The 24,258-nt window shown below is 44.2% G+C and carries 22 protein-coding genes and 2 tRNA genes; 17 read left to right on the plus strand and 7 right to left on the minus strand.

All coding sequences use genetic code 11. The features are described from left to right. Nucleotides 1–8: 8 nt before the first annotated feature. Nucleotides 9–1,745 (plus strand): potassium/proton antiporter, encoded by a 1,737-nt coding sequence (locus tag C1X04_RS01930; protein WP_217494989.1) that lies wholly within the window; start codon nt 9–11, stop codon nt 1,743–1,745. 12 nt (nt 1,746–1,757) lie between these two features. On the opposite strand, the gene C1X04_RS01935 is transcribed toward C1X04_RS01930, so the two are convergent. Together C1X04_RS01935 and trmL are read right to left on the minus strand one after the other, a co-directional pair. Further along, nucleotides 1,758–2,861, minus strand: coding sequence for a potassium channel family protein (locus tag C1X04_RS01935; RefSeq protein ID WP_137169047.1), 1,104 nt, complete (start codon nt 2,859–2,861; stop codon nt 1,758–1,760). Nucleotides 2,862–2,875: 14 nt separating this feature from the next. Then, complete coding sequence (trmL, locus tag C1X04_RS01940; protein WP_137169048.1) at nt 2,876–3,349, minus strand: tRNA (uridine(34)/cytosine(34)/5-carboxymethylaminomethyluridine(34)-2'-O)-methyltransferase TrmL; 474 nt, start codon at nt 3,347–3,349, stop codon at nt 2,876–2,878. 119 nt (nt 3,350–3,468) lie between these two features. Here trmL and C1X04_RS01945 point away from each other — a divergent pair. The 3 genes from C1X04_RS01945 (at nt 3,469) to C1X04_RS01955 (ending at nt 4,557) form a co-directional block, all read left to right on the plus strand. Beyond that, nucleotides 3,469–3,544 (plus strand) — tRNA-Phe (locus tag C1X04_RS01945). A gap of 84 nt (nt 3,545–3,628) precedes the next feature. Further along, nucleotides 3,629–3,704 (plus strand) — tRNA-Phe (locus C1X04_RS01950). Nucleotides 3,705–4,053: 349 nt separating this feature from the next. Then, complete coding sequence (locus C1X04_RS01955) at nt 4,054–4,557, plus strand: DUF4760 domain-containing protein (protein ID WP_137169049.1); 504 nt, start codon at nt 4,054–4,056, stop codon at nt 4,555–4,557. A gap of 358 nt (nt 4,558–4,915) precedes the next feature. Here C1X04_RS01955 and C1X04_RS01960 read toward each other — a convergent pair whose 3' ends face one another. Both C1X04_RS01960 and C1X04_RS01965 read right to left on the minus strand, forming a co-directional pair. Further along, nucleotides 4,916–5,767: a mechanosensitive ion channel family protein gene (locus C1X04_RS01960; protein ID WP_137169050.1), complete on the minus strand. Its 852-nt coding sequence runs from the start codon at nt 5,765–5,767 to the stop codon at nt 4,916–4,918. A gap of 21 nt (nt 5,768–5,788) precedes the next feature. Continuing rightward, complete coding sequence (locus tag C1X04_RS01965; protein ID WP_110574912.1) at nt 5,789–6,760, minus strand: calcium/sodium antiporter; 972 nt, start codon at nt 6,758–6,760, stop codon at nt 5,789–5,791. A gap of 428 nt (nt 6,761–7,188) precedes the next feature. On the opposite strand from C1X04_RS01965, the gene C1X04_RS01970 reads away from it, so the two are divergent. The 9 genes from C1X04_RS01970 to C1X04_RS02010 all read left to right on the plus strand — a co-directional run bounded on the left by C1X04_RS01970 (nt 7,189) and on the right by C1X04_RS02010 (nt 17,589). Continuing rightward, complete coding sequence (locus C1X04_RS01970) at nt 7,189–10,356, plus strand: ATP-binding protein (protein ID WP_137169051.1); 3,168 nt, start codon at nt 7,189–7,191, stop codon at nt 10,354–10,356. A gap of 43 nt (nt 10,357–10,399) precedes the next feature. Further along, nucleotides 10,400–10,747: an Hpt domain-containing protein gene (locus C1X04_RS01975; RefSeq protein WP_137170696.1), complete on the plus strand. Its 348-nt coding sequence runs from the start codon at nt 10,400–10,402 to the stop codon at nt 10,745–10,747. Between the two features lie 220 nt (nt 10,748–10,967). Continuing rightward, nucleotides 10,968–12,269, plus strand: a complete 1,302-nt coding sequence (gene ugpB / locus C1X04_RS01980; protein ID WP_137169052.1) for a sn-glycerol-3-phosphate ABC transporter substrate-binding protein UgpB — start codon at nt 10,968–10,970, stop codon at nt 12,267–12,269. Nucleotides 12,270–12,367: 98 nt separating this feature from the next. Then, nucleotides 12,368–13,246, plus strand: a complete 879-nt coding sequence (gene ugpA, locus C1X04_RS01985) for a sn-glycerol-3-phosphate ABC transporter permease UgpA (RefSeq protein ID WP_110574922.1) — start codon at nt 12,368–12,370, stop codon at nt 13,244–13,246. Continuing rightward, entirely contained in the window at nt 13,243–14,091 is an 849-nt protein-coding gene (ugpE, locus tag C1X04_RS01990) for a sn-glycerol-3-phosphate ABC transporter permease UgpE (protein ID WP_137169053.1), read from the plus strand. The genes ugpA and ugpE overlap by 4 nt, the downstream gene beginning before the upstream one ends. Before the next feature lie 2 nt (nt 14,092–14,093). Continuing rightward, nucleotides 14,094–15,161 (plus strand): sn-glycerol-3-phosphate import ATP-binding protein UgpC, encoded by a 1,068-nt coding sequence (locus C1X04_RS01995; RefSeq protein ID WP_110574926.1) that lies wholly within the window; start codon nt 14,094–14,096, stop codon nt 15,159–15,161. A 7-nt stretch (nt 15,162–15,168) separates the two neighbouring features. Next, on the plus strand, nt 15,169–15,942 hold the full coding sequence (locus C1X04_RS02000; RefSeq protein WP_137169054.1) for a glycerophosphoryl diester phosphodiesterase: 774 nt from the start codon (nt 15,169–15,171) through the stop codon (nt 15,940–15,942). A 32-nt stretch (nt 15,943–15,974) separates the two neighbouring features. Then, nucleotides 15,975–16,733, plus strand: a complete 759-nt coding sequence (locus C1X04_RS02005) for a DeoR/GlpR family DNA-binding transcription regulator (RefSeq protein ID WP_110574929.1) — start codon at nt 15,975–15,977, stop codon at nt 16,731–16,733. A gap of 7 nt (nt 16,734–16,740) precedes the next feature. After that, nucleotides 16,741–17,589, plus strand: coding sequence for an HAD family hydrolase (locus tag C1X04_RS02010; RefSeq protein WP_137169055.1), 849 nt, complete (start codon nt 16,741–16,743; stop codon nt 17,587–17,589). A gap of 21 nt (nt 17,590–17,610) precedes the next feature. On the opposite strand, the gene C1X04_RS02015 is transcribed toward C1X04_RS02010, so the two are convergent. After that, the gene (locus tag C1X04_RS02015) at nt 17,611–18,534 is read right to left on the minus strand and encodes a DUF808 domain-containing protein (RefSeq protein WP_137169056.1); all 924 of its coding nucleotides are present in this window, start codon (nt 18,532–18,534) and stop codon (nt 17,611–17,613) included. 253 nt (nt 18,535–18,787) lie between these two features. Here C1X04_RS02015 and C1X04_RS02020 point away from each other — a divergent pair, with 253 nt between their 5' ends. The 3 genes from C1X04_RS02020 to C1X04_RS02030 all read left to right on the plus strand — a co-directional run bounded on the left by C1X04_RS02020 (nt 18,788) and on the right by C1X04_RS02030 (nt 21,639). Continuing rightward, nucleotides 18,788–19,972: a GAK system CofD-like protein gene (locus C1X04_RS02020; RefSeq protein WP_137169057.1), complete on the plus strand. Its 1,185-nt coding sequence runs from the start codon at nt 18,788–18,790 to the stop codon at nt 19,970–19,972. A 165-nt stretch (nt 19,973–20,137) separates the two neighbouring features. Then, nucleotides 20,138–21,157, plus strand: coding sequence for a response regulator (locus tag C1X04_RS02025; RefSeq protein ID WP_137169058.1), 1,020 nt, complete (start codon nt 20,138–20,140; stop codon nt 21,155–21,157). After that, nucleotides 21,154–21,639: a PAS domain-containing protein gene (locus C1X04_RS02030; protein WP_137169059.1), complete on the plus strand. Its 486-nt coding sequence runs from the start codon at nt 21,154–21,156 to the stop codon at nt 21,637–21,639. The genes C1X04_RS02025 and C1X04_RS02030 overlap by 4 nt, the downstream gene beginning before the upstream one ends. A 78-nt stretch (nt 21,640–21,717) precedes the next feature. On the opposite strand, the gene C1X04_RS02035 is transcribed toward C1X04_RS02030, so the two are convergent. Then, nucleotides 21,718–22,221 carry a RimK/LysX family protein gene (locus C1X04_RS02035; protein ID WP_110574943.1) on the minus strand — a complete coding sequence of 168 codons (504 nt, stop codon included), beginning with the start codon at nt 22,219–22,221 and terminating at the stop codon, nt 21,718–21,720. A gap of 224 nt (nt 22,222–22,445) precedes the next feature. Between C1X04_RS02035 and C1X04_RS02040 the strand changes: the two genes are divergently transcribed. Continuing rightward, nucleotides 22,446–23,366 carry a D-hexose-6-phosphate mutarotase gene (locus C1X04_RS02040; protein WP_137169060.1) on the plus strand — a complete coding sequence of 307 codons (921 nt, stop codon included), beginning with the start codon at nt 22,446–22,448 and terminating at the stop codon, nt 23,364–23,366. A 100-nt stretch (nt 23,367–23,466) separates the two neighbouring features. On the opposite strand, the gene C1X04_RS02045 is transcribed toward C1X04_RS02040, so the two are convergent. Beyond that, nucleotides 23,467–24,243, minus strand: coding sequence for an exodeoxyribonuclease III (locus C1X04_RS02045; RefSeq protein ID WP_110574947.1), 777 nt, complete (start codon nt 24,241–24,243; stop codon nt 23,467–23,469). Nucleotides 24,244–24,258 lie beyond the last annotated feature (15 nt).

Raw genomic sequence — 24,258 nt, forward strand, 5'->3', positions numbered from 1 at the left:
TATAGGATGTGGCTATCGACGCTAATAGTTTTATCTTTTTAGCGGGGATATTGTTATTAGTTAGTATTCTCGCCAGCTCATTTACTGTTCGTGTCGGCTTACCTTTATTACTTGTCTTTCTCGGTATCGGGATGTTGGCAGGAGAAGACGGGGTAGGCCGGTTGGATTTCGACAATCCAAATCTTGCCTTCTTCGTAGGTAATCTTGCATTGGCTATCATTCTTCTTGATGGTGGCATGCAAACCAAAACTAGCACCTTCCGAGTGGCTTTATGGCCATCTTTATCTCTTGCTACCCTTGGCGTTGTGTTAACCACCGCCTCAGTTGGTACATTCGCAGCTTGGCTCTTAGACGTTAAACTCATTTATGGTTTATTACTGGGCGCCATTGTTGGTTCCACTGATGCGGCTGCGGTATTCAGCTTACTGCGCAATAGCGGCGTTAAACTTAACGAGCGCGTGGGCGGCACGTTAGAAATTGAGTCGGGTGCCAATGATCCGATGGCCATCTTGCTGGTGGTGATGCTGACGGGCTTGTTGCAAAGTTCTGAGCCGCTAAGTGTGTTGGCGTTCCTAGGGCAAATGGTGCAACAGTTTGCGATAGGTGGCGCGTTAGGTGTACTGGGCGGCAAGCTGCTATTAATGGTATTGCGTCGAATCCCTTTAGTTGAAGGCTTGCATGCGTTGCTTATTATTGCATTTGGCCTGGCGATGTTTTCTGGCATAAATATGATAGGCGGTAGTGGTTTTCTGGCGGTTTATCTTGTTGGGCTTACTGTTGGTAATGGCCGCATCAAACAGCAAGAAGCCATTTCACAAGTTATGGATGGCTTGGCATGGCTAGCCCAAGCTGGCATGTTCTTATTGCTTGGTTTGTTAGTAACGCCATCTAGTCTGTTGACCCATGGTTGGCAGGCTGTTGCGATAGCGGCTTTCTTGATTTTTGTTGCTCGTCCTATTGCGGTAATTTTATGTTTGTTGCCATTTGATTTTCGATGGCCTGAACGTGTTTATATCAGCTGGGTCGGATTGCGTGGCGCGGTGCCGATTGTCTTGGCGCTATATCCTGTCATTGCAGGGTTGTCTAATTCGGAATTGCTATTCGAGATTACCTTCACGGTCGTGCTGATCTCTTTATTGTTGCAAGGCTCAACCGTGCCACAAGTAGCGCGTTGGTTGAAAATCGAAGTGCCACCAGCGCCTGCACCCATCACAAGCTTTTCTTTGATCAATGATGCGGATGCGAACCGCTCGTTAGAATTGTATGAGTTCTTAGTGCAAGCCGACGGTGTACGTATTCCAAGTACTATTCTCCACAATGTGCCGAGTGAAACCGTTTCTACGCCTCAGCTAGTATCGCTGATACGTAATCAGCAGCCTATGGTCGTTGACGCACAAACAGAGCTAAAGTCCGGTGACCGTATTTGGATGCTACTTCACCCTGGTGATGTGAATGATGTAGCGCAAATATTTTCGCAGAAAGCCTCTTCATCTTTCTTATTGCAAAACTTCTTTGGTGAATTTGCCATCCGTGGTGATGCGTCTTTGATTGATTTGGCAAAAGTGTATGGTGTGCCGCTTGATGGTATTGACGAATCAGACACTGCCGCAGAATTGTTGCAGCGCCAATTAGGCAAGCATTTGGTGGTAGGTGACCGAGTGCGTTTTGGCAATATTCGATTAACGATAAGGCAAATGAACGGTGGGGAAATCGAAGTCATTGGGCTTAAATTGCAGAACAACTAAGCCCAATTCCAATTACGCGTTAAATAAGCGTCTTATTGTTTCGCTGGATGGTACGGTTTGATCATAATTGATCAGCACAATAAGCCCCTCGGCATCGATGACCGATTTCGCCTGTGGGTGAGTCACAATACTGCCATTCTTATGAACATAGCCTAGTGCTGTTCCTATGTCCTGCTGGATCAGTTTGGTGACAACTTCTGCCCATTCCACATTCTTCAAGGTCACATTTAGTCGAATCGTGTGATCGCCTTGATGGCGAAATAGATCCTCTAAGACTTGTTCTGTCCCAGGCGCAATCAAGGAACGCACGAGCATTTCTGGGTAAGCGCGAACGGGCCTAATAACGGCTTGTGCGCCAGCGTCCTTGAATCTAGGGCGATTCGAATCATTTACCGCTTCCGCCATAATGAACGCGGATGAATTAAGCGCTTTGATACGGTGTAATATGTCAAAGGTTAAGCTGTCAGAATGGATTTCTTGGTTATCTCGACAGAGCACGATAATGTATTTTGCTGTGTGTGCTCCAGCGGATTCCAACATACCATCTACCAAAGCATCACCAGTGTGATGAACGACACCCTGAGATCTTAACGTCAACGGTAAGCCGTCTGGGAAGGCCTCTGTTAGGATTTGGATTGGTACATCGACTAACTCGGGGGTTTGGCAGATCTGGTCTACTAAGAGCTCTAAATAGCGCTCCGAGTCATATTGCGGAGTATTGATAATAAGAATATGGTTTTGCATATCATCCCATCTCATACGGCCTTTAATACGCATCTCTTTGCGTGATAGCCTGATTTCAACATAGTCACTAGCAATTTGAGCAAGCAGCGTTATTCCCATGCCATAAATTAAAACTACGGTCGAAAACTGCCCCCAAAAAGTGGCGGCAGAAATATCACCATAACCTGTGGTACTGGCTGACGTCATGGTTAACCAAAAAGCTTGCCACCAGTTTAGGTCCTCAAAGAACACCATCGCCAAACTGTGGAAGCCAATAACACCCGCCAAGAAGATGAGGCGTTTTTTTAAATCGCCGGTATCGTGAAGGTGTACTTTTTTACGAAATTGGCGACGACTGTTTTTTTTCTTTAAGAACAGTGAAAGAGAATTCATCGTACCTCTGTTGATTAGTCGTTGTCTGCTGGCATGGCATAACCCAGCTGGCGCCAAGATTCGTATACCATCACGGCAACAGTATTGGATAGATTCAGACTACGAGAGTTCGGCTGCATAGGCAAACGCAAACGCTGAGCTGGTGGCAATGCATCAATAAACTCGGCAGGCAGTCCACGAGTTTCTGGGCCAAACACCAACACATCATTTTCAGCAAAGTTTGCTTCACTGTGTGTGCGGCTGCCTTTGGTCGTCAATGCGTAGATAGTGCCAATCTCATTTTGATCAACAAACGCCTGAAAATCGGGGTAGCGTTTTAGTCGAGTGAACTCATGGTAATCCAACCCGGCTCGACGTAGCTTTTTATCTTCTAATTCAAAGCCTAACGGTTCGATAAGGTGAAGGTGATAGCCCGTGTTCGCACACAATCGAATGACATTGCCTGTGTTAGGCGGTATTTCTGGTTGGTAAAGTACAATATGCAGCATGGTTTTATCTCCTTGATATAGAGAGATAATACCAGAGCAACAGAAGAAACTAAGATTTTAATTTTTTTTCAAAAAAACTATTGACCCTAAAAAAGGTTTCTCTATAATACGCCCCACTTGCCCAGATAGCTCAGTCGGTAGAGCAGAGGATTGAAAATCCTCGTGTCGGCGGTTCGATTCCGTCTCTGGGCACCATGATTAAAAAGAAAGCCTGCTAATTTAGCAGGCTTTTTTTTGGTCGAAATGGCTTTCATATCTCCACAGTCATTTTTTCTGTTTGCCCAGATAGCTCAGTCGGTAGAGCAGAGGATTGAAAATCCTCGTGTCGGCGGTTCGATTCCGTCTCTGGGCACCACTTCCTAGTGATTCTCAAACCCTAATAAAAAGCCTGATTATCGAAGAAAAACCAGCTTTTCGGCGCGATAAGTTAGCTATTTAGTGCGTTTTTGTGATGTATGGTAGAACTGTGTAAAAGTGGCTGAAAAGTAGTCATCTGTGCATTCTTTCATCTAATAACAATCGATAGTTCACGTTTTATGCAATAACATTTAGGTCTGAGATTGAAAAAAATCTCGAACGGTTGATCAAGAATCGCTTCGCTGTTAACAGCAAAAGCATAAACATCGAAGCGAACAACGTGAGCCAAAAAAGGAGATAATTATGTATATTCGAGATGAATGGGAAGACAGATAACTCTTCTCTAAATGGAACTTACGTTACTACAAACCTACCTAAGCCATTTTGATATCGATACTGTCATATTGGCAGCCACCGCCATTGCGGCACTATATTCAATTCGTAGAAATACAGTAATCAACCGTAGGCGCGCTACGGTTGATCTAGTGTTACATCAAAAAAATGACTCTGATTTGAAAGCTGCAAACCTGGTTGTTAATCCACTGCTGCGTGATGAAAGTATTAGCATTACCAAGTATTCGGATAAAACCCATGTTGGCTCAGAAGAACGGACAGCAATTCTTTTTGTTCTTAATAACTATGAATTCGTAGCGACAGGCATACGAGAAGAAGCGTTTGATTTTAACCTCTTTAAAAGAATGCGATGTGGTACAGTCTTGCGAGATTGGGCTGAGTTTCAGCCTTTTATCTATGAACTGCGTAAAATCAATAAACATCCCACGATGTATCAAGAGTTTGAATGGCTAGCTAAAAAGCTTGAACATAATCCTCTAAAAAAAAGAAAAAATTAAATCCTGCTGATTAAAGAAAAGTAGGCTTAGCTGCGTGGTGTGTTCGCTAGTTAGTGGCTATATCATTAGAAATTTAGAGGCAGATGAAAAATTATTTCCCTTTCAAATCTTGATACTGCTTTAGCTTTATTCATGCCTGCCGCTTTTCTTCAATCGATCTTACGACGAACAATATCAATCAAGTCATCCAGTTCACTGACAGAGTGTTTTCCCCATGCCTTATAAAGCTTCTCACCGCGATTGTCAGACTGGCTTTTCCTCTGCATGCTCGTTCTCTCAATGGCCTGCCTCCCTGACTAGCAAGCCTCAGAGTCGTTTGTTAGCAAACTGTTTTCACAGGGTGGTAAGAGTCAATATTTCATTGTTTTTTATTGGCAATAGGGGAGCTTTGTCCAGTAACAACATGTAACGTTCTTTGTGGAAATGGAATTGTCAAACCAGATTCTTCAATAGACTCTTTTACTCGTTTGTTTAAATCCCAGTAAGTTGGCCAGTAGTCTTCATTTTTTGCCCAGGCTCTAAGTTGGATATTAACTGCACTATCCATCATTGATACGACCATGATTTGAGGAGCTGGATCTCTCAATAGCCTAGATTCATTCTCTGCAATTTTCTCTAGTACTGCAAACCCTTCGTTAATAGAGTCTGAGTAAGAAATACCAACAACTATATCCATTCTTCGCTTACCATTTCTAGTAAAGTTTTTAATACTCCCACCCCAGAGCACACTGTTGGGTGAGGCGATATATAAACCATCAACTGTTTCAAGAACCGTTGTGAATAGGTTAATTTCACGAACCGTAGCCTGTGTTGGACCACATTCTATAAAATCTCCGGTACGAAATGGACGCAGTATTAGTAGCATAATACCTGCTGCAATATTACTAAGCGTATCCTTTAATGCTAATCCAATTGCAAGACCCGCTGCACCTACAAGCGCAATTAAACTTGCTGTGTTTACACCAAATATATCTAAAATAAACACACCACCAATAATGTAAACAACGTAGCTGGCTACAGTTGAAAATATGGGGATTAGTGTTGCGTCCAGTTTCTGTAGTTTCGAATTGGTATTTTGGATTGTTTTACGAATAGCTCGAGCGATGAGTGAACTCGCAATAAATATAACGAATGCCAATATTAAGTTATAGCTGAGTTCAATAACTGTCTCAGAGTGGCTTTGCCAGAATTGAATGAGTGTTTCTTTCATATGCTTCTCTTTAAATTAATGCTAACCAATGACTGATGACACCAACCAAACGTTGTATGCACAAAAAGCGACTAGCAAACCTGCGCCTTCAAATCGATTAATACGACCTGTTCTACGAAAACCATATGCCATAATTAATAATGCCACCGTCATTGCCATCATGACTAACCAGTCGCGAGATAAAATATCTGCAGACATGTTGGTCGTGGGTGCTATAACGCCCGCGATCCCTATTACTGCCAGTATGTTAAACATATTCGACCCAACTATATTACCAATAGCAATGTCATGTTCTCCTTTGCGTACTGCGATAATCGAAGCCGCAAGTTCAGGCAATGATGTCCCTAATGCAACGATAGTTAGGCCTATGATCAAGTCACTAACGCCAAGAGCATGAGCAATATTTACTGCGCCCCATACGAGAACGCGCGAACTTATAATCAATAATATAAGGCCAAAGATTAACCAAAAAATAGCTTTCTTGATGGGCATGGCATGAACGACTAGCTCCTGTTCTATTTCTCCTTCTAGTGAGTCGCCATCTCCCATGATTGCAGAAAAAATACTCCAGCCTGTCAAAGCAAAAAATCCAATGAGTAGAAGTACAGCCTCAAAACGCGTTAGATTTCCATCCCAGAGAAAGTAGCCCAACAGCAATCCAATAAGTAGCAACAAAGGTATTTCTTTTCGAACTATTTTGGATTGAACTATGATTGGCGTAATCAGTGCTGTTACACCAAGTATTAATCCAGTATTAACAATGTTCGAACCTATAGCATTACCCAATGCCAAATTAGGATTACCATCTAATGCAGCCATTGCAGAAACGACCATTTCAGGAGCAGATGTTCCAAAACCAACAATTATCATACCGATAAGTAGCGAAGGCATTCCTGCATGTCTAGCGGTCGCAGCTGCGCCCTCAACAAAACGGTCAGCGCTCCAGACCAATAGAACAAAGCCACCTAATATTGCTAAAATAGCGAGAGTCATAACATACCTTAAATGAAAAAAGAGAAACGAGAGAGTAGAGTCATGTGCATAATTTATTGGATCACTTTAGGTGAAAATAATCGTTAAAGCACCTGCTTGTTCTGTTAGTTGAAAGTAATAAATGGCATCTTATTCCTCAATCTTACGGCGAGCAATATCAATTAAGCATCTAACTCACTGGCAGAGTGTTCTCTTCATTGTTTTCGTTTTTTGCGGCAGTAACCTTCCTTTGAGTTGTCAATAAACAGTGTTCTACACTCTTTACTACGCTTCCTATCTGTTCCCTTGTGTCCCTTATGGTCTCGTTTGAGGTATGAATCACAGCCGTTTTAGCTAAATTGCTTTTTCTTACATAAAGTAACTAATATTAAATCTTCAAGGCGCTTCGATTTCGCTATGATTAGTTGGTTTTGATGGAGCAAGTAAATATGATGAAAGCGATGTTCGTCGTTGCTGTGACGGCGCTGGGGTATTTTGCCCTTGGTGTGGTTGGACTTGCTGTGGCAATTTCCCCTGGCTATTCAACAATCATTTGGCCTGCTTCTGGGTTAGCGGTAGCTGCGGCTATTTTTTACCCTAAATTTGCGCCCCTGGGGATTTTCATCGGGTCCTTGTCGCTTAATATTGGTGCGACTTGGTATAACCATCATGTTTGGGCTTTTGCTCTGCCAGCATTTATCGCTTTTGGGTCGACGTTACAGTCTATCGTTGCCAGTTATCTTGTACGTCGTTTTGTCGGTGTGCCTTTTGAGTTTCATCGTACGGCTTTGGTTGTGCGGTTTATCTTTTTAGCGGGTGTTCTTTCTTCTCTTATTGGCGCGAGTGTGGGTGCCTCTTCGTTACTTGCTTTTGGTGTAATTGGCAAAGAAGCCTTTCTAACCAATTGGTTTGTTTGGTGGGGAGGAGACATGATGGGCGTGCTGGTGATGGTGCCTTTGCTTGCCGTTTGTTTCCCTCAGTATTTTGGTAATTATTCCCATCGTCCGTTGCGTTTAATAGGCGGTTTTATATTTGTTTTATTCATTACTATTATCTTGTCATGGGTTACCAGTTATTCAGAATGGAATAAGCAGTCTAAAGAGTTTCGTACTAATGCAGAATTGTTAGAAACGATACTGGCAAACCGTGTTAAAAATAGTGTGGATATGCTGCACAGTTTTGTTGGGTTGGTGAAAGGCAGCGAAAAAATACAAGCTAATGAGTTTGATATTTTTGCGAAAAGTGTGATGCAGCGGGACAATTCTATTTTAGCGGTGTCGCTGAATTTTGTGGTTGCCGGGGAAGATATTCCGAGTTTTGAAGCAAGTATCCAAAAAAATTATCCAGAGCATGTGTTTCGCGTAAAAGAGAAAGACAGTACAGGAAGCTTAAAACCGGCGACACCAAGACCGAAACATATTGTTGTGACCTTTGTGAGCCCGTTTAAGAAGAATGAGGCGGCATTGGGTTACGATGTCTATTCTCAGTCAGATCGGCGATTTGCCTTAGATAAGGCTATTTTTCTTCGTCAGGCCTATCCAACATCTCCGCTTAAGCTGGTGCAAAATGCCACGGGTATACTTTTATTTTTGCCGTTTTTTGACCGTCAAACAGATACGGTGATTGGTGTGGCAACGGCGGTGATTGAGCTGAGTTCGTTAACTGAGACCTTGGTTAAACAAGGGGGACTGCCTAATACAAGTCTGTATTTGGTGGACGCTGATAACGGCACTCCTGATCCTATTATTGTGGCAAAAAGTACGGGGGCCGCTTTATCAGGCAAAGAATTAGTCACGCGTTATAACGCGGGAAAATTTGAACATGCTGTCCGGTCTGATATTCAGGTAGGCGCCAAGTCCTGGCAACTTTATCAGGTGAGCGACAGCTATTTCTTTAAAGCGCCTTGGATTGTTAAATTTGTTTTGGCATGTGGCTTTTTGTTCACGGGTTTATTTGGTTGGTTTTTATTGATCGTCAGTAGTCATACGTCGGAAATTGAGAATCGCGTTAGATTGCGAACTCGTGATTTGCAGCTAGCGAATGAAAGCCTAAAAATTTCGGAATCAGAGCAAAGTAAGGCGAAAGAAGAGGCGCAGGAGGCGAATCGTGCGAAGAGTGAATTTTTGGCGAACATGAGTCACGAAATTCGCACACCGTTGAATGGCGTAATTGGCAGCTTGTCTTTGTTGATGGATACCAAGTTGCAATCAGAGCAATCTAAATTAGTGCGCTTATCTCAGCAAAGCGCTGAGTCTTTGTTGGATATTCTTAATGATATTTTAGATTTATCTAAGATCGAAATGGGTCGGTTGGTGTTAGATAAGCACGAATTTGAATTGCCAGAGTTAATTGAAGAAGTGACTAATATCTTTGTGCTCCGAGCAGAGGATAAAGGCATCGTATTAAATTCACCTGCGACTTTGGTTCCTGAAGTCGCCTTGTTTGGAGATCGATTACGACTCAAGCAGGTGTTGGTGAATTTGTTGGGTAACGCAGTTAAATTCACGAGCCAGGGTGAGGTATCTTTACGTATCGAGGTAGAGCCGCTGTCTGATATGGATATGGTTTTACTGGTTAGTATTGAGGACACCGGCGTTGGTGTGTCTGAGGAAAGTCAACGTCGGTTGTTCCAGCGCTTTAATCAAGCGGACAGTTCGACGACGCGTAAGTTTGGCGGGACTGGTTTAGGTTTGGCGATTAGCAAAGACATTGTCGAGGCCATGTCGGGGGAAATCGGCGTCAAATCGGACGAGGGTAAAGGGGCCACTTTTTGGTTCCGTATACCATTTGAAACACGTGCTTTGCCTGCTAAAGACGCGCCGCTAATGCCCAAATTTAAGGCGACGTTAGTGTATATTAATGACACTGGTCGAGAGTATGTTAGTGGGTTACTTGACTCGCTTGGTATTGCTCACAACGTATGCTGCGATCTTACACAAGCCTTGTCTGAAAAAGAGGTGATGGGTCAGTTTGTGTTCTTGGATGCCGATGCTTTAGCGGCTGGAAGCCAGTCTGATGTGTTGGCATGGGAGGCCGTTTGTGCGGATAAATCGGTGCCGCAAATTTTATTGCATGGGTGTTCCGATGTAGAGCCTGAGAAAGGGAAATACATCGATAGGTTAACTAAGCCTGTTTTTATCCGGTCTTTGTTGAAAGTATTAGAGAATATAAAACCTGTATTGGAAGGAGAGGAGATAATGACTGCGAAAGAAACGGAAAACACACCAGAAGGGCGTCCTGTCTTTAATGCCAAGGTTTTGTTAGCAGAAGATAATTTAACCAATCAGATTGTGGCTAAAGGATTATTAAACTTATATGGCGTCGAGGTTGTGGTGGCTAGTGATGGTCAAAAAGCCGTGGAAGAAGCCCAAGCCACTAAGTTTGATATGATCTTTATGGATTGTCAGATGCCAGAAATGGACGGTTATGAAGCAACACGGGTGATTCGTCAATCGACAGGGGGCGCAACGCCGTCTGATGTTGCGATTGTCGCGCTTAGTGCCAATGCGATGAAAGGCGATGAAGACGAATGTTTTGCTGCTGGTATGAATGACCATATTGCAAAACCGATTTCACAGGAAAAGTTAACAGCGATTCTTACAAAGTGGCTTTCATAAGGCGATATGTTGAATATGCTCATAGATATAGGGATTTTTCGTGATGATTGAGCCGCAAGTGTTTGATAGCACCGATTACAGTAATCGCCTAGCCTGCAATGAAGAATTGATGGCGCTGGTGGCTGCTGAGTTTATTAAGGAAGCACAAGGCTTATTGGACATATTGCATGCGCATATTGTTAACCAAGAGTGGGGGGAATTTTCATTAGTGGCGCACCGTTTAAGAGGCGCTGCATTAGAAGTGTCTGGTAATCGTTTTTGTAAGCTGATTGCAGAAATGGAAATGCTCTATAAGCAGGGCAGTGTTGAGGTAATTTCATCCCGTTATGGCATGTTAAAAGAAGAATTCGACGCGCTTGTCTATGCGCTTAAACAACACGTTTTACATTAATTCCTTCCCTTCATTTTTCTCATTATCCACAGGTATGGCTGTTTTTATACAGCTGTACCGGGTGATTTCGTTGGCTTAATTTTATCCTTTCTTCGGTTTTTGGTTTCATTTGAATGTTTATTGTATTTCAAATGAAACCTATTTATCATCAAAGTGAAATATTTTCTTTCTATAGTGGTTCTTTCTTTTCTAATAAAAACTCATTGTGAGGAACACGGAAATGCATAATTTGAAGTTAGCGTCAGTTGTTATTGGTTTATCTATGGCAAGTTCAGCCTTTGCTGCCACGCAGGTGGAATGGTGGCATGCAATGGGTGGTGCAAATGGTGAAAAGGTCAACGAGATTGCCAAAGCCTTTAATGATTCACAAAGCGATTATGAAGTAAAACCTGTCTATAAAGGCAACTATACCGAAACGATGACGTCAGCGATTGCTGCGTTTCGTGCGAAACAGCAGCCTGCCATTGTGCAAGTATTCGAAGTGGGTACGGCGAGCATGATGGCGGCCGAAGGCGCGATTTATCCTGTCTACAAATTGATGAAAGATTCAGGTCAGGCATTTGATGAAAGTGCTTACTTGAGCGCCGTGACGGGTTATTACTCGAACACTGACGGCGAAATGCTTTCTATGCCTTTCAACAGTTCCACACCTGTTTTGTATTACAACAAAGATCTGTTCAAAAAAGCAGGCATTAGCCAAGCGCCTAAAACATGGCAAGAAGTAGAAAGTGTGTCGAAGAAATTGTTGGCGTCTGGCGTTAGCTGTGGCTTTACAACCGCTTGGCAGTCTTGGGTGCAATTGGAAAACCTAAGCGCTCGTCATAATGTTCCTTTTGCAACGTTGGAAAACGGCTTTGCAGGTCTGGGTACAGAATTTAAATTTAATGGTCCTTTGCAAGTTGCTCATATAGAAAAAATGGGCGAATGGCAAAAGAGTGGCATTTTTAGTTACTCTGGCCGCACCAACGATGGCGCTGCAAAATTCTACAGCCAAGAATGCGCAATGTTTACTGAGTCCTCAGCTGGTTACGCGGGCATTAAACGTAACGCGACATTCGACTTTGGTGTGAGTGAACTTCCATATTGGGAAGGAAAGGTTAAGCAGCCTTCCAACACCATTATCGGCGGCGCATCTTTGTGGGTGCTGCAAGGTCATTCTAAAGAAGAATATAAAGGCGTGGCTTCTTTCCTAAGCTATTTGTCTAAAGCGTCTGTGCAGGCGGACTGGCATCAGTTCTCTGGTTATTTGCCAATTACTAAAGCGGCCTATGATTTGACCAAAGAGCAAGGCTTCTACAAGGCGAACCCAGGCACAGAAACCGGCGTTAAGCAAATGACGACAGGCACTCCTACGGCCAATACGAAAGGTTTGCGTTTTGGCAACTTTGTACAGGTTCGTGGCATTATCGATGAGGCTTTAGAGTCTGTCTGGAGCGGTAAAGTAGACGCACAAACAGCTCTTAATACGGCTGTTGAACGTGGTAATGCGCAACTGCGTCGATTTGAAAAAGCGAACAAGTAAATAAAAATCGCGCCCTTATGTTTTTTGCATAGGGGCGTTTTTTCTTTCTGAGTTGGCTCGTTTTTTTATTTGTTGTTCTCTTTTGTTTGGATTGTCCGATGACAGTTACCTTTCCTCAAAAAGGCCTACCTTGGCTGTTGTTGTTACCACAATTGTTGGTCACAGCGATTTTCTTTCTTTGGCCTGCTGAACAAGCCTTAGAACAAGCGTTTTATCAAGAAGACGCCTTTGGCTTGAGTCGTGAATTTATCGGTTTGGAAAACTTTATCGATTTGTTTACCGACCCTTTGTATTACCAGTCTATGTTAACGACCTTGGTATTCAGTTTTTCCGTTGCCATTGTGGGCATGTCGCTGGCGCTGTTTTTAGCTGTGATGGCGGACCGTGTGATTCGTGGCAAGTTAGCGTATCAAACATTATTGATTTGGCCATACGCTGTCGCGCCAGTATTGGCGGGTGTGTTGTGGTGGATTTTATTTGATCCGAGCATGGGGCCGATTGCCCTGTGGTTGAAGTCGGCGGGTGTCGACTGGAATCATTATCTTGATGGCAACCAAGCGATGATCTTAGTGGTGATTGCCTCGACCTGGAAGCAAATTAGCTATAACTTTTTATTCTTCCTAGCGGGTTTGCAAGCGGTGCCGCGTTCGCTTATTGAAGCGGCTGCGATTGACGGTGCCAGCCCTTTTAAGCGGTTTTGGACGATTGTATTTCCGCTCTTGTCTCCGACGACCTTTTTCCTATTGGTTGTTAATCTAGTTTATGCCTTCTTTGAAACTTTCGGTGTGATTGATGCGACGACCAAAGGTGGTCCAGGGCAAAGCACCACAACCCTAGTTTATAAAGTGTTCGATGACGGTTTTGTTGGTTTGGATCTTGGCGGGTCGGCAGCGCAATCTGTTGTGCTGATGGCGATTGTCGGTTTGATGACAGTTATTCAATTTCGTTTTATTGAGCGTAAGGTGCAGTACTCATGATCGAAAATCGACCTTGGTTAACTTTTGCTAGCCACGCGACATTATTGCTGGGTATTGGCTTGGTTGCATTACCCGTTTGGATGGCACTGGTGGCGTCGACGCATCCTGCTTCGGCATTTGGTGTTGGGCACATTCCCTTATGGTTTGGCGATGCCGGTGCAGAAACATGGGGAACGGTGTTGTTTGAAGAGGCCGGTAACGGCGTCGATACGCCAGTCTGGTTTATGATGCTGAACTCTCTGATCATGGCGCTTGGTATTACCTTCGGTAAAATCATCATTTCCTTGTTATCAGCGTACGCCATTGTGTTCTTTCGCTTTCCGTTTCGTAACCTGTGTTTTTGGATCATCTTCATGACCTTGATGTTGCCAGTTGAAGTGCGGATTGTGCCAACCTACGAGGTGGTGGCGAATTTGGACCTTCTCAATAGCTATACAGGGTTAACGCTGCCTTTGATTGCCAGTGCAACCGCGACGTTTTTGTTCCGTCAATGCTTTTTGAGTATTCCTGGCGAGCTGGTGGAAGCGGCGCGAATCGATGGTGCTGGGCCATGGCGTTTCTTCTTTGACATCTTGCTGCCTTTGTCGAGAACCAATATCGCGGCCTTGTTTGTGATCTTGTTTATTTATGGCTGGAATCAATATCTATGGCCTTTGTTGATTACGACAGACGATGCTTATTACACCTTGGTGATGAGTATTAAACGCATGCTGTCGGTGACCGATGGTGATATCGCATGGAACCAAATTATGGCAACCACCTTATTAGCGATGTTGCCACCTGTTGCGGTAGTGATAGGCATGCAGAAACTGTTTGTTAAAGGCTTAGTGGATTCGGAGAAGTAGTAATGACGGACGTAATTTTAGAGAAAGTGGGTAAGACGTACCCGAATGGCTACCAAGCCATTCCCAGTGTTGATTTATCGATTGAAGAAGGCGAGTTTATTGTTTTGGTTGGGCCTTCTGGCTGTGGCAAATCCACCTTGTTACGCATGGTAGCGGGGCTGGAAAGTATCTCCACGGGCGAGCTACGCATTCGTGGTGAGCGCATGAATGAAAAAGAGCCTGCTGAGCGTGATATCGCTATGGTGTTCCAAAATTACGCCTTGTACCCGCATATGTCGGTATACGACAACATGGCTTATGGCTTGAAAAACCGCGGAATAGCGAAGAATCTGATCGAAGAAAAAGTCAGTGATGTGGCAAAAATGCTGGGATTAACCGAATTGTTACAGCGTAAACCGCGTCAATTATCCGGTGGACAGCGTCAGCGTGTTGCCATGGGACGCGCTATGGTTCGAGATCCGAAGGTGTTTTTGTTTGATGAACCTTTGTCTAATCTGGATGCTAAGTTGCGCGTGCAAATGCGTGTCGAGATTCGTCAGTTGCAACGCAAATTAGGTACGACAACCTTGTATGTGACCCATGATCAGGTGGAAGCCATGACTTTGGCGGATCGTTTGGTGGTGCTGAACAAGGGGAAGGCGGAACAGATTGGTACGCCGATGGATTTATACAATAAACCGGCAACGCCTTTTGTGGCGGCCTTTATTGGTTCACCTTCGATGAACTTGATTGATGCGACCCTTACAGAGCAAGGCGTTAAAATTTCTGAGGCGCTAACCTTACCTTTGTCTCATCAACACCGAGGCGACATTGTGTGGGGGATTCGTCCTGAGCATTTGGAAGTAAGTGATGAGCAAAATGGCGATTTCGCTTTGCGTATCCAAGCGGTAGAATCCTTGGGAGCAGAGACGCTCATTCATGGCAAAATAGAGACTGAATCTGCTAACGGCGAGTCGATGGTGGTGCGTTTGTCTGGGCCGCATTTGCCAGACGTAAATAGCCTTATGTGGCTAACAGCACCGATGTCGCATTGGCATTTATTTGATGCAAAAACTCAACAACGACTGTGAGATCGATATGACAAATGACACTGTTTCTACCGGTTATATTGTGAAAGATAAGGTATTAGATACCAAAGTAATGGGGCACCGCGGTGCCGCGTTATTGGCCCCCGAAAACACCTTGGCGTCTATCCGAGCGGCTGCCGAAGTAGGCGCGACTTGGGTTGAGATTGATGTGTACCTGATCGCTGAAGGTGGTTTGGTTATTTTCCACGATGACACATTGGATCGTTGTACCAATGGTTCTGGCTTAACTCGTGAAGCAAGGCCGGTGGATGTGGCTAACTTAGACGCAGGTGCTTGGTTCTCGGACAAGTTTGCTGGTGAGAAAGTGCCAACCTTGTTGGACGCGTTGGAATGCATTCAGTCGTTAGGTCTGGGCTTGAATCTGGAGATTAAGCACGATGGTTCTGATGTGGAAAACATTGTGCCAGCTGTTATGGCGATGTTGCGTGATCATTGGCAAGACAATGATAAGCTGATGATTTCCAGCTTTAACCTTGCGGCGTTAGAAATGTGTTATGAGATTGATGCCCAGCGTCACCTTGCGCCATTGTATGAAGATATACCGGAAGATTGGCTGGAGCAGCTGAAGGCCATCAAAGCCTACAGCCTGAATTGTGATTACTCACGATTGACCGAGGCTCAAGCGCGAGCGGTAAAAGCCGCTGGCTATAAGTTGCTGTGTTATACCGCCAATGACCCAAAGAAAGTGGAACAGCATTGGGAGTGGGGGATGGATGCGGTGATTACCGATGACCCGACGAAATTTGCTTTTTTATTGGCTTAGCCATTTTTTAACTATTTTACTAGGGTCATTTTGTGGGTTTGAACGAGCGACAAAACCAGATTTTAAACTGGGTGCAACAAGAAGACGCGTTGCTGGTGGAAGAAATGGTGGCGCGTTTTAATGTGTCACCACAGACCATTCGAAAAGACATTAATCAGTTGGCTGAGCGTCATCTTGTTCGTCGTACTCATGGTGGTATCGCTCCGGTTTCTAGTACCGAAAATTTGCCGTTCGACCATCGCCAGTTTTTGAACAGTGATGCGAAAGAAGCGATTGCCGCTGACGTTGCTAAGGTGATTCCCGACGGCGCTTCTGTGTTTCTAGGGATTGGCACCACAGTGGAATATGTGGCGAAAGCGTTAGTGTCTCATCATGATCTGCAAGTCTTCACTAACAATTTAACAGTGGCGAGCATTTTGGGTAACTACCCTGAGGTGCGTGTGCGCGTGTTGGCTGGGAAATTGCGCCATCAGCACCATGACTTAGTGGGTGAGGAAACCTTGTCTGGATTACGACAATACTATTTCGATTACGGTGTATTGGGTTGTGGAGGCATGGACGAAGCGCAAGGTGTATTGGATTTTGATCCAGAGGAAGCGGCCGTGAGCCGCGTTTTAGTGGAACAAAGTCGTCATTGTTTATTGGTGGCAGATCAACATAAATGGGGTCGCAAAGCCATGGCACGGGTGCAGCCTTTCTCTGCGATTGATTGGCTTTTTACTGATGCGCTTACCGAATCGCAAACCCAATTGCTCACCTCTCATGGTGTTCAAATTAAATTCTGTTCTTAGGACGAATATGTCTATACCTGATTCTTCTTCGTTAGGCTCTTCTGGTCTGGAGCGATCCGCTTTAGCTCTTTCCTCAATAGACAAAAGCATCTGTCAAAGTTTACGTTTTATCTTAACGGACTTTGATGACACGTTAACATGGGAAGGTCAGTTACCCGTTGAAACATTGCACGCTTTAGCACAACTTGAAAGCCATGGTATCAAGGTGATTCCAGTAACAGGTGGTTGTGCTGGCTGGTCTGACATGATCGCCAGAGCACTGCCTGTTGATGGTGTGATTACTGAAGGCGGGGCGTGTTTTATTGGCCGGACAGCGGATCGTCATTTGACCTATTCGTTTTGGCGTAATGAGTATGAAATGCGTGCAGAGCAAGCGGCGATTCTTGCTCAAGTGAATGAGGTGCTTACCCAATTTCCGCGTTTACGTTTGGCAAGGGATCAGGCTTATCGCTTGACCGATGTGGCTATTGATTATGCGCAAGACGTTAAACCTGCCGCAGTGGCTGACAAAGACGCCTGTTTGGCGGCTCTCATTGGTATGGGGCTCAACGCTAAGGCCAGTTCGATACACATTAACGTGTGTTCGCAAGGGTATGACAAGTTTGCTATGGCGCAGCGCGTTTTAAGCGATGTGTATGGTCTGAGTGAAGCGCAGCAGCAAGCACAAGTGCTTTATGTTGGTGATGCGCCGAATGATGAAAGTATGTTTGCGCGTTTTCCACTGAGTGTTGGTGTCGCCAATATTGCTCAGCATTTGTCTATGATGCGTCATCGACCTCGTTATCAGACGACGCAACCGGGCGGCTTAGGCTTTGCCGAGCTAGCAGAGTTTGTGCTGTCTGCAAGACAGGCTTAAATGATCCCTCGATAGCGTGTCTCAGGTTTTTTTCTTGCTCTGTTTTATTTTATTGAACAGTGACACAACACCGACGGCCAAGCCTCCTAAAATTAAGCCAACCGAAAAGCTAACCCCCGTGTTTATCAAGCTGGTGATAAGAGGGAATTGGGCGATGCCACCAGACACGGCGATGTTTGCAAGATGGTGCAGCGCTGGCAGTCCATGAACAAAAATGCCGCCACCGACTAGAAACATAGCAATGGTGCCGACAATGGTTAGCAGTCGGATCAGCATTGGCGCGCCTTTCAATATGACAAAGCCCAGCTGTTTAACGATGGTACTGTTTGACTGATTAAGGTGTAAGCCAATATCGTCAAGGCGCACAATTAATCCCACCAAGAAATACACACCGACGGTGACAATAAAAGCGACCACACTCACTACCATGGCCTGTGTTAACAAGCTTTGTTCTGCAACCGTTCCAAGGGCAATGACGATGATTTCTGCAGATAAAACAAAGTCGGTTCGAATAGCGCCTTTCACTTTGCTCTTTTCTAACGCTAATAGCTCTTTTGCTGAAGTGGCTTGTTTGACGTTTTTCCTTAAGGCTTCTTTTTCTTCGTGGTTGTCCCTGAAGGTATGAAGGACTTTTTCCACGCCTTCAAAGCACAGATATAGGCCGCCAACCATTAATAAGGGGTGGATCAACCACGGCATAAAAGCACTGATGGCTAATGCTAAAGGCACTAGAATTAGCTTGTTGAGAAAAGAGCCTTTGGCCACCGCCCAAACGACAGGCAGTTCTCGGTCTGCCTTGACGCCAGACACTTGCTCAGCATTTAAAGCAAGATCATCGCCAAGAACGCCTGCGGTTTTTTTGGCCGCGACTTTCGAAAAAACAGCGACATCATCTAATAAGGTTGTGATGTCATCAAGAAGTGCCAATAAGCCTGTCATTGCCATGATCGTTTGCTCTGATGGTAAATAAAATATTTACAAGTAAGGGTTAGGAATTATGCTTTTAAGTATAGAGTGACGCTTTTTGAATATTATAGATAGGCGTTCATTGATTCCATAACATTTACTGTCTACATACGTGTTATTGTTTGAGTAGTTTGTATGTTCGGTTTCGCCTTCTGTAATATAGGGGAATCTTGGTTAGTGATTTGGCGCTCTTAGTTATCGCTCGCCTTATGGTTTTTATAAGAGGTTTTTTATGACGAACTCTTTACGCATTTGGCGTCGTATGGAAATGCCAGATCCTATTCGTGTTCATCGATATCAAAGTTTGCCTGAACAAGGCCCTAAAGTGCTTTTTTTTAGTGGTGGCTCGGCGTTAAACAAAATTAGCCGAGTTTTTAAAAAATACACGCACCACTCTGTGCATTTGGTCACGCCGTTTGATTCAGGCGGCAGTTCAGCGCGTTTGCGTGCCGAGTTTGATATTCCTGCTGTGGGAGATTTGCGCAGTCGTTTAATGGCGCTGGCGGATGAAACCGTCATGGGTCAGCCAGAGGTCTATGCGCTATTTACTCATCGGCTTGAGCAAAAAGCCGATCCTATGGCGTTGAAGCACCAACTGCAGCAGTTGGTGATGGGCGCTCATCCGCTTATTGAAACCATTCCTAATCCAATGAAAGCGTTAATTCAGAATCAACTTGCTGTTACGCAGGCAAATATCAACGAGGATTTTGATTTACGTGGGGCAAGCATTGGTAACCTGATCATGGCGGGTGGTTATTTAAACAACCAGCACCAGTTAGATCCGATTGTTTTTCTATTTTCTCGTTTGGTAAAAGCATTGGGCGAGGTTAAGACGACATTAAATGCGAGCCTTCATCTAGGTGTGGAGCTTGAGAATGGGGAGTATGTGCTAGGTCAGCATCGTATAACGGGAAAAGAAACCGATATATTACCCAGTCCAATCAAGCGTATGTGGCTGAATAAAGGTTTACGCCATGTTATGCCAACCAATTGTCATATTGCGGATGATCGTGTTGATGCTATTAAAACCGCCGATTTGATTTGTTTTCCTCCGGGGAGCTTTTATAGCAGTTTGTTGGCAAACCTTATGCCCGAGGGCGTTGGCCGTTCAATTTGTGCGAACCCCAATCCCAAGGTCTACCTACCAAACTTGGGCGTTGATCCTGAGCAGCAAGGTTTATCCTTGATGGAACGTGTTTCTCGTTTAATTTCTACGATATCGGCCGATACTAATGATACAGGGCCATATTCTTCATTGGATTATTTATTGTTAGATGATGCTTATGATTATGGCGAAATAGACAGCGCGTTTTTGGATGAGTTGAAAGTGACCGTTATCAAAACACCTTTGATCACTTGCAAGCAGCACAAATACGATGAACATCTGGTTGCTAGAGCTTTGTTATCTTTTGTATAAAGGGTCTATTCGGTTTACAAAAAAAGTATATGCTGCGTTTATTAAAAGCAGCGTTTTTAGACTAGTTATATACTGATTGGGTGCAAACGGCCTATTTGTAATTTGAGAGCATCGTTTTTCATGTCGTAACGCACTAAATATGGAACGTACCAAAAGAGAGTAATAATGAGTACACGAGTACTGATTTGTGATGATTCTAAGATTGCTAGGAAGCAACTCGCAAGAGCGTTGCCTACCGATTGGGAGGTGAGTGTAGAATTTGCTGAGCATGGTCAAGAGGCTCTGGATATGTTGACGTCCACACCTTTTGATATCTTATTTCTAGATCTGAATATGCCAGTGAAAGACGGCTATGAAACCCTTGAAGCGTTGCAGTCTTTTACGAAGACGCCAGCAGTGATTGTTGTTTCTGGCGACGTGCAGCCTAAAGCGATTCAGCGGGTAAAGGATATGGGGGCAATCGCCTTTCATAAAAAACCAGCCTCTGCTGAAGAACTGCGTCGTTTGTTGATTTCGCTAAACCTTTTTTCTGTTGATGGTGATAATTGGCAGGGCAAGGTGGTTGAGCAGCCGACGGCTGCAGAGCAATTTACTCTCAATGAATGTTTACAAGAAATTTCGAACATTGCGATGGGGCGTGCCGCCAGCGTACTGGCAGAGATGCTAAATGTATTTATTAAGCTGCCTGTGCCAACTGTGAATATTTTAGAAGTCAGTGAACTGCAAATGGCGCTGGACTACAGCGTTAAAAAAGACAGTTGCTCTGCTGTGTCACAAGGTTATGTTGGCTCCGGTATCGCGTTTGAAACCTTGCTCATTTTTAGTGATTCCAGCTTCCCAGATATGGCGAAACTATTGGGTGTAACGGATGCGATTACGAGAGAGTTAGAAACAGAGCTCTTGATGGATGTCTCTTCCGTTTTGGTTGGCCCATTTATGGCTGCCATTGGAAAGCAGCTTAATATCGATTTTAGTCACAGCCATCCAATTTTACTGGGGCAGCACGTTAAAATTGCCGACTTGATTAATGAAAAGAAAGCGACGTGGAAAAGAACGTTAGCGGTTGAAATTGTCTATGAAGTGGAAAACTATCAGATTAGTTGCGATTTAATTATGCTTTTCACCGAAGACTCTGTGCCAACACTAGAAAATTTATTGTCCTTTTTGGTTGAGGAAGACGAATGAGTAATGCAGCGGATGGAATGGTAGATCTTCATTGGATGTTTGATATGCTTCACCATATTGATGTTGGGCTTGTGGTGTTGGACTCGAAATATCGCGTAAAGCTGTGGAACAACTTTATGGAAAATCACAGCGGTGTGAGTTCATCGATCGCTAAGGAGCAATCTTTGCTGGCGCTTTATCCAGAACTGGATACGGGATGGCTACACCAGAAGTTGGATAACGTTTTTGCTTTGAACACACCCATTTTTATATCTTGGGAGCAGCGACCGCACTTCTTTCCATTTAAAAGTTATCGTCCAATTACTGGCATGGCAAATAAGATGTATCAGAATGTGGCAATACGCCCGATTTCCAACCCCGATGGGTCAATCAAAAATATATGCTTGGTTGTCTATGATGTTACAGATATTGCGACCAATAAAATGGCTCTATCTGCTGCTAACCACAAATTACGACGCTTGAGCCAAGCCCTTTCTAAATAGCGTTCTATAAATTTAAATGACTGTTCTCTAAATAGTACCTTCCTTTTGCGTGTTTTTGGAAAAGGAAGGCGCTTGCTACTATTTCTTTTTCGCTGTTTTCTTGGCAGGAATTTTATAAATTTCCACCAGTGTTTCTTCTTGCTTGTCACCCTGTAGGCAGAGTCCCTCAGGATCGATGAGCACGCGCCCATTCATCGCTTCACGACCCAGTAACATTCTGTAGCCCATGGTATCTCTGTTGGTTAGGGTGACTTCTGCTTCCCATGTTTTATCTCCAAGTGTCAGAGGTACACGAATAACAGGGCGGCTTTCTTTGTCTCCGCTTGAACTTTTAATGACTCTTTGATCAACAAGCTGAGCTTCGCAATGCACGGTTGTTTTGCGATTTTTTTGTATTGGATGAACCTCAAAACGCACCCAATGTTCATCGTTGCGGGTAAAGCGCTCGATGTGAAGCGCGTGCATAGAAGAGGTTTTTGCTCCTGAATCTACTCTTGCTTTAATGGCTGGGATGTTTAGAGAGGGAAATGCACACCACTCCTCACAACCAATGACTATTTTTGGATCATTTTGTTGATTCATAAAAAATACAGCGCCTCTAGAAAGAAAAATAGAATAGTCTAGGGATCAGGGAAAGACCGGCTAGATTGTTGTGTTTTATAGCTTAAAAGTGTGGCGAGGTTAAGTTTTAATTGCAGTTCTGATCGCTTATCTACTCCGCTGAATTGTTAGTATAACTGCAAACTATTGTAATCATATCGACTGCCGTTAATATGGGCGTATTAAAATACTTTTTGGAGTTATAAATGAATGGCCGACTGATTCAAGAGTTGGAAGAGCTGGGTGGTGAAATTCGCCCATCAAGCTTTAGAAAATGCGATCAAATCATTATTGAGCAACCGGGCTTTAGCGCATCTATCGCGCTATGGGGCGGGCATTTAGAAAGCTTTATTCCTGCCGGTCAAGAAGACCTTCTTTTTCAATCAGCAAATCAAGGTGGAGAAGGGCGCTTTGGTCGCCGTCATTTTGGTGTTCCTGTATGTTGGCCTTGGTTTGGAGCCAATTATGTTCATGATGACTACCCAGCACATGGCCTAGCGCGCTATTTTCGTTGGGAATTGATCGAAGCTGGGCGTTTTAAAAATGGCGATGTGAAAATTGTGATTCGTCTGGCCTCTGAAAACCATCCCTTGATTGAAGAAATGTGGCCATTTGCCTTTGAATTACGCCAAGTGTTCCGTTTTTCAAGCAAGGGATTCCGAATTAATTTCTCAGCCGCTAATTTATCCGATAAAGCCATGCCAGTCAGCGAAGCGCTGCACACCTACTTCAATATCTCTGACAACCAAACTGCAGAAGTGCATGGACTAGATAAAGTCACTTACGTGGATAAGTTTGATAATGGTAGTCGCTATCTTCAACAAGGTGCTGTGACGCCGTGTGATTATATGGATCGTGTTTATGTATCTGCACCAGATGTGTGCGAAATCCATGATCCAGGCTTACAAAGAAAATTAGTGATTAGTACCGAAGGGAGCCATAGTACTGTGTTGTGGAACCCAGGTGCTGATTTGGCAAAACAACGCGTAGATATGGAAGACGAAGACTATCGACGATTTGTTTGCGTGGAGGCGGCTAACGCTCTCACAGACGAATACGATATTCCTCCGGGCGGAATTCATCAGCTTAAACTGAAAGTGAGGCACAAGCCGCTGGTGAGCGAATAGCCTTCACTTTCCTTAAACGCAAAAAGCCCGCTAGGTGATCCTAGCGGGCTTTTTTGATCATCAAATAAAGACGTTTAAGAAGACGTGTTCTTAAGCGCGTTTAGTCAATGTTGTATTCTACTATTAATGGCGCATGGTCAGAAAAACGCTGACCTTTATAAATCGTGCCACCTTGAATTAGGTTTTTGATGCCAGGCGTAGCGATTTGATAATCTAAACGACCACCTTCATCCAATTTCCAAGCACGCTCATAGTCAGGCCACCAAGTGTATTGCTTGTCTTGCTTATTTACTTGGCGGAAGGCATCGACGTATTCCAACTCATTGAATATTTCGTTTATCCATTTGCGCTCTTCTGGCAAGAAGCCAGAGTTACGTTGGTTAACGAACCAGCTGCTCACATCAATAGGTGAACGCGCCACGTTGGCTGTCCCACAGAAAATAAATTCACGGCGCTTGCGGCGTGTTTTTATTAAGTGGTTTTTAAAGCCTTCCATGAAGCGATATTTGTGTTCTTGCAGAGCTTCTTCATGATTGGAGCCATGAGGCGTTAGAAAAGCACCTATGCTGACTTTATCGAAGTCTGCTTGAATAAAGCGTCCTTCAAAGTCGCATTCAGGGAATCCCATTCCTGTCATAATGGCTTTAGGCATGGTTTTGCAATAGATCGCAACCCCAGCTTGCTCTGGGTTTTCCATGGAGTCAAAGAAGTATGTGTTGTACCCAGGAGGGAAAAAAACACTGTCATTTAACGAGCGTTCGTCTGCCTGTATGTCTTGTAGACATACAACATCTGGGTCCTGACGAACCATCCATTCAAAAAAGCCGCGTTCTGCTGCTTGTCTTATACCGTTTACATTAAGGCTGATGACCTTCATTTCTGGTCCCTACAA

It is taken from the genome of Marinomonas sp. FW-1 (assembly GCF_005222245.1).
In the GTDB taxonomy this organism is placed as follows: domain Bacteria; phylum Pseudomonadota; class Gammaproteobacteria; order Pseudomonadales; family Marinomonadaceae; genus Marinomonas; species Marinomonas alcarazii.

What these genes read in the sequence shown, in the direction of transcription:
- ugpB (WP_137169052.1), top strand. Translation starts at nt 10,968, where the DNA reads ATGCATAATTTGAAGTTAGCGTCAGTTGTTATTGGTTTATCTATGGCA.
- trmL (WP_137169048.1), bottom strand. Translation starts at nt 3,349, where the DNA reads ATGCTGCATATTGTACTTTACCAACCAGAAATACCGCCTAACACAGGC.
- C1X04_RS02025 (WP_137169058.1), top strand. Translation starts at nt 20,138, where the DNA reads ATGAGTACACGAGTACTGATTTGTGATGATTCTAAGATTGCTAGGAAG.
- C1X04_RS01995 (WP_110574926.1), top strand. Translation starts at nt 14,094, where the DNA reads ATGACGGACGTAATTTTAGAGAAAGTGGGTAAGACGTACCCGAATGGC.
- C1X04_RS02045 (WP_110574947.1), bottom strand. Translation starts at nt 24,243, where the DNA reads ATGAAGGTCATCAGCCTTAATGTAAACGGTATAAGACAAGCAGCAGAA.
- C1X04_RS02030 (WP_137169059.1), top strand. Translation starts at nt 21,154, where the DNA reads ATGAGTAATGCAGCGGATGGAATGGTAGATCTTCATTGGATGTTTGAT.
- C1X04_RS02035 (WP_110574943.1), bottom strand. Translation starts at nt 22,221, where the DNA reads ATGAATCAACAAAATGATCCAAAAATAGTCATTGGTTGTGAGGAGTGG.
- C1X04_RS01970 (WP_137169051.1), top strand. Translation starts at nt 7,189, where the DNA reads ATGATGAAAGCGATGTTCGTCGTTGCTGTGACGGCGCTGGGGTATTTT.
- C1X04_RS02020 (WP_137169057.1), top strand. Translation starts at nt 18,788, where the DNA reads ATGACGAACTCTTTACGCATTTGGCGTCGTATGGAAATGCCAGATCCT.
- C1X04_RS02040 (WP_137169060.1), top strand. Translation starts at nt 22,446, where the DNA reads ATGAATGGCCGACTGATTCAAGAGTTGGAAGAGCTGGGTGGTGAAATT.
- C1X04_RS01935 (WP_137169047.1), bottom strand. Translation starts at nt 2,861, where the DNA reads ATGAATTCTCTTTCACTGTTCTTAAAGAAAAAAAACAGTCGTCGCCAA.
- C1X04_RS01965 (WP_110574912.1), bottom strand. Translation starts at nt 6,760, where the DNA reads ATGACTCTCGCTATTTTAGCAATATTAGGTGGCTTTGTTCTATTGGTC.
- C1X04_RS01975 (WP_137170696.1), top strand. Translation starts at nt 10,400, where the DNA reads ATGATTGAGCCGCAAGTGTTTGATAGCACCGATTACAGTAATCGCCTA.
- ugpE (WP_137169053.1), top strand. Translation starts at nt 13,243, where the DNA reads ATGATCGAAAATCGACCTTGGTTAACTTTTGCTAGCCACGCGACATTA.
- C1X04_RS02010 (WP_137169055.1), top strand. Translation starts at nt 16,741, where the DNA reads ATGTCTATACCTGATTCTTCTTCGTTAGGCTCTTCTGGTCTGGAGCGA.
- C1X04_RS01955 (WP_137169049.1), top strand. Translation starts at nt 4,054, where the DNA reads ATGGAACTTACGTTACTACAAACCTACCTAAGCCATTTTGATATCGAT.
- ugpA (WP_110574922.1), top strand. Translation starts at nt 12,368, where the DNA reads ATGACAGTTACCTTTCCTCAAAAAGGCCTACCTTGGCTGTTGTTGTTA.
- C1X04_RS02000 (WP_137169054.1), top strand. Translation starts at nt 15,169, where the DNA reads ATGACAAATGACACTGTTTCTACCGGTTATATTGTGAAAGATAAGGTA.
- C1X04_RS02015 (WP_137169056.1), bottom strand. Translation starts at nt 18,534, where the DNA reads ATGGCAATGACAGGCTTATTGGCACTTCTTGATGACATCACAACCTTA.
- C1X04_RS01960 (WP_137169050.1), bottom strand. Translation starts at nt 5,767, where the DNA reads ATGAAAGAAACACTCATTCAATTCTGGCAAAGCCACTCTGAGACAGTT.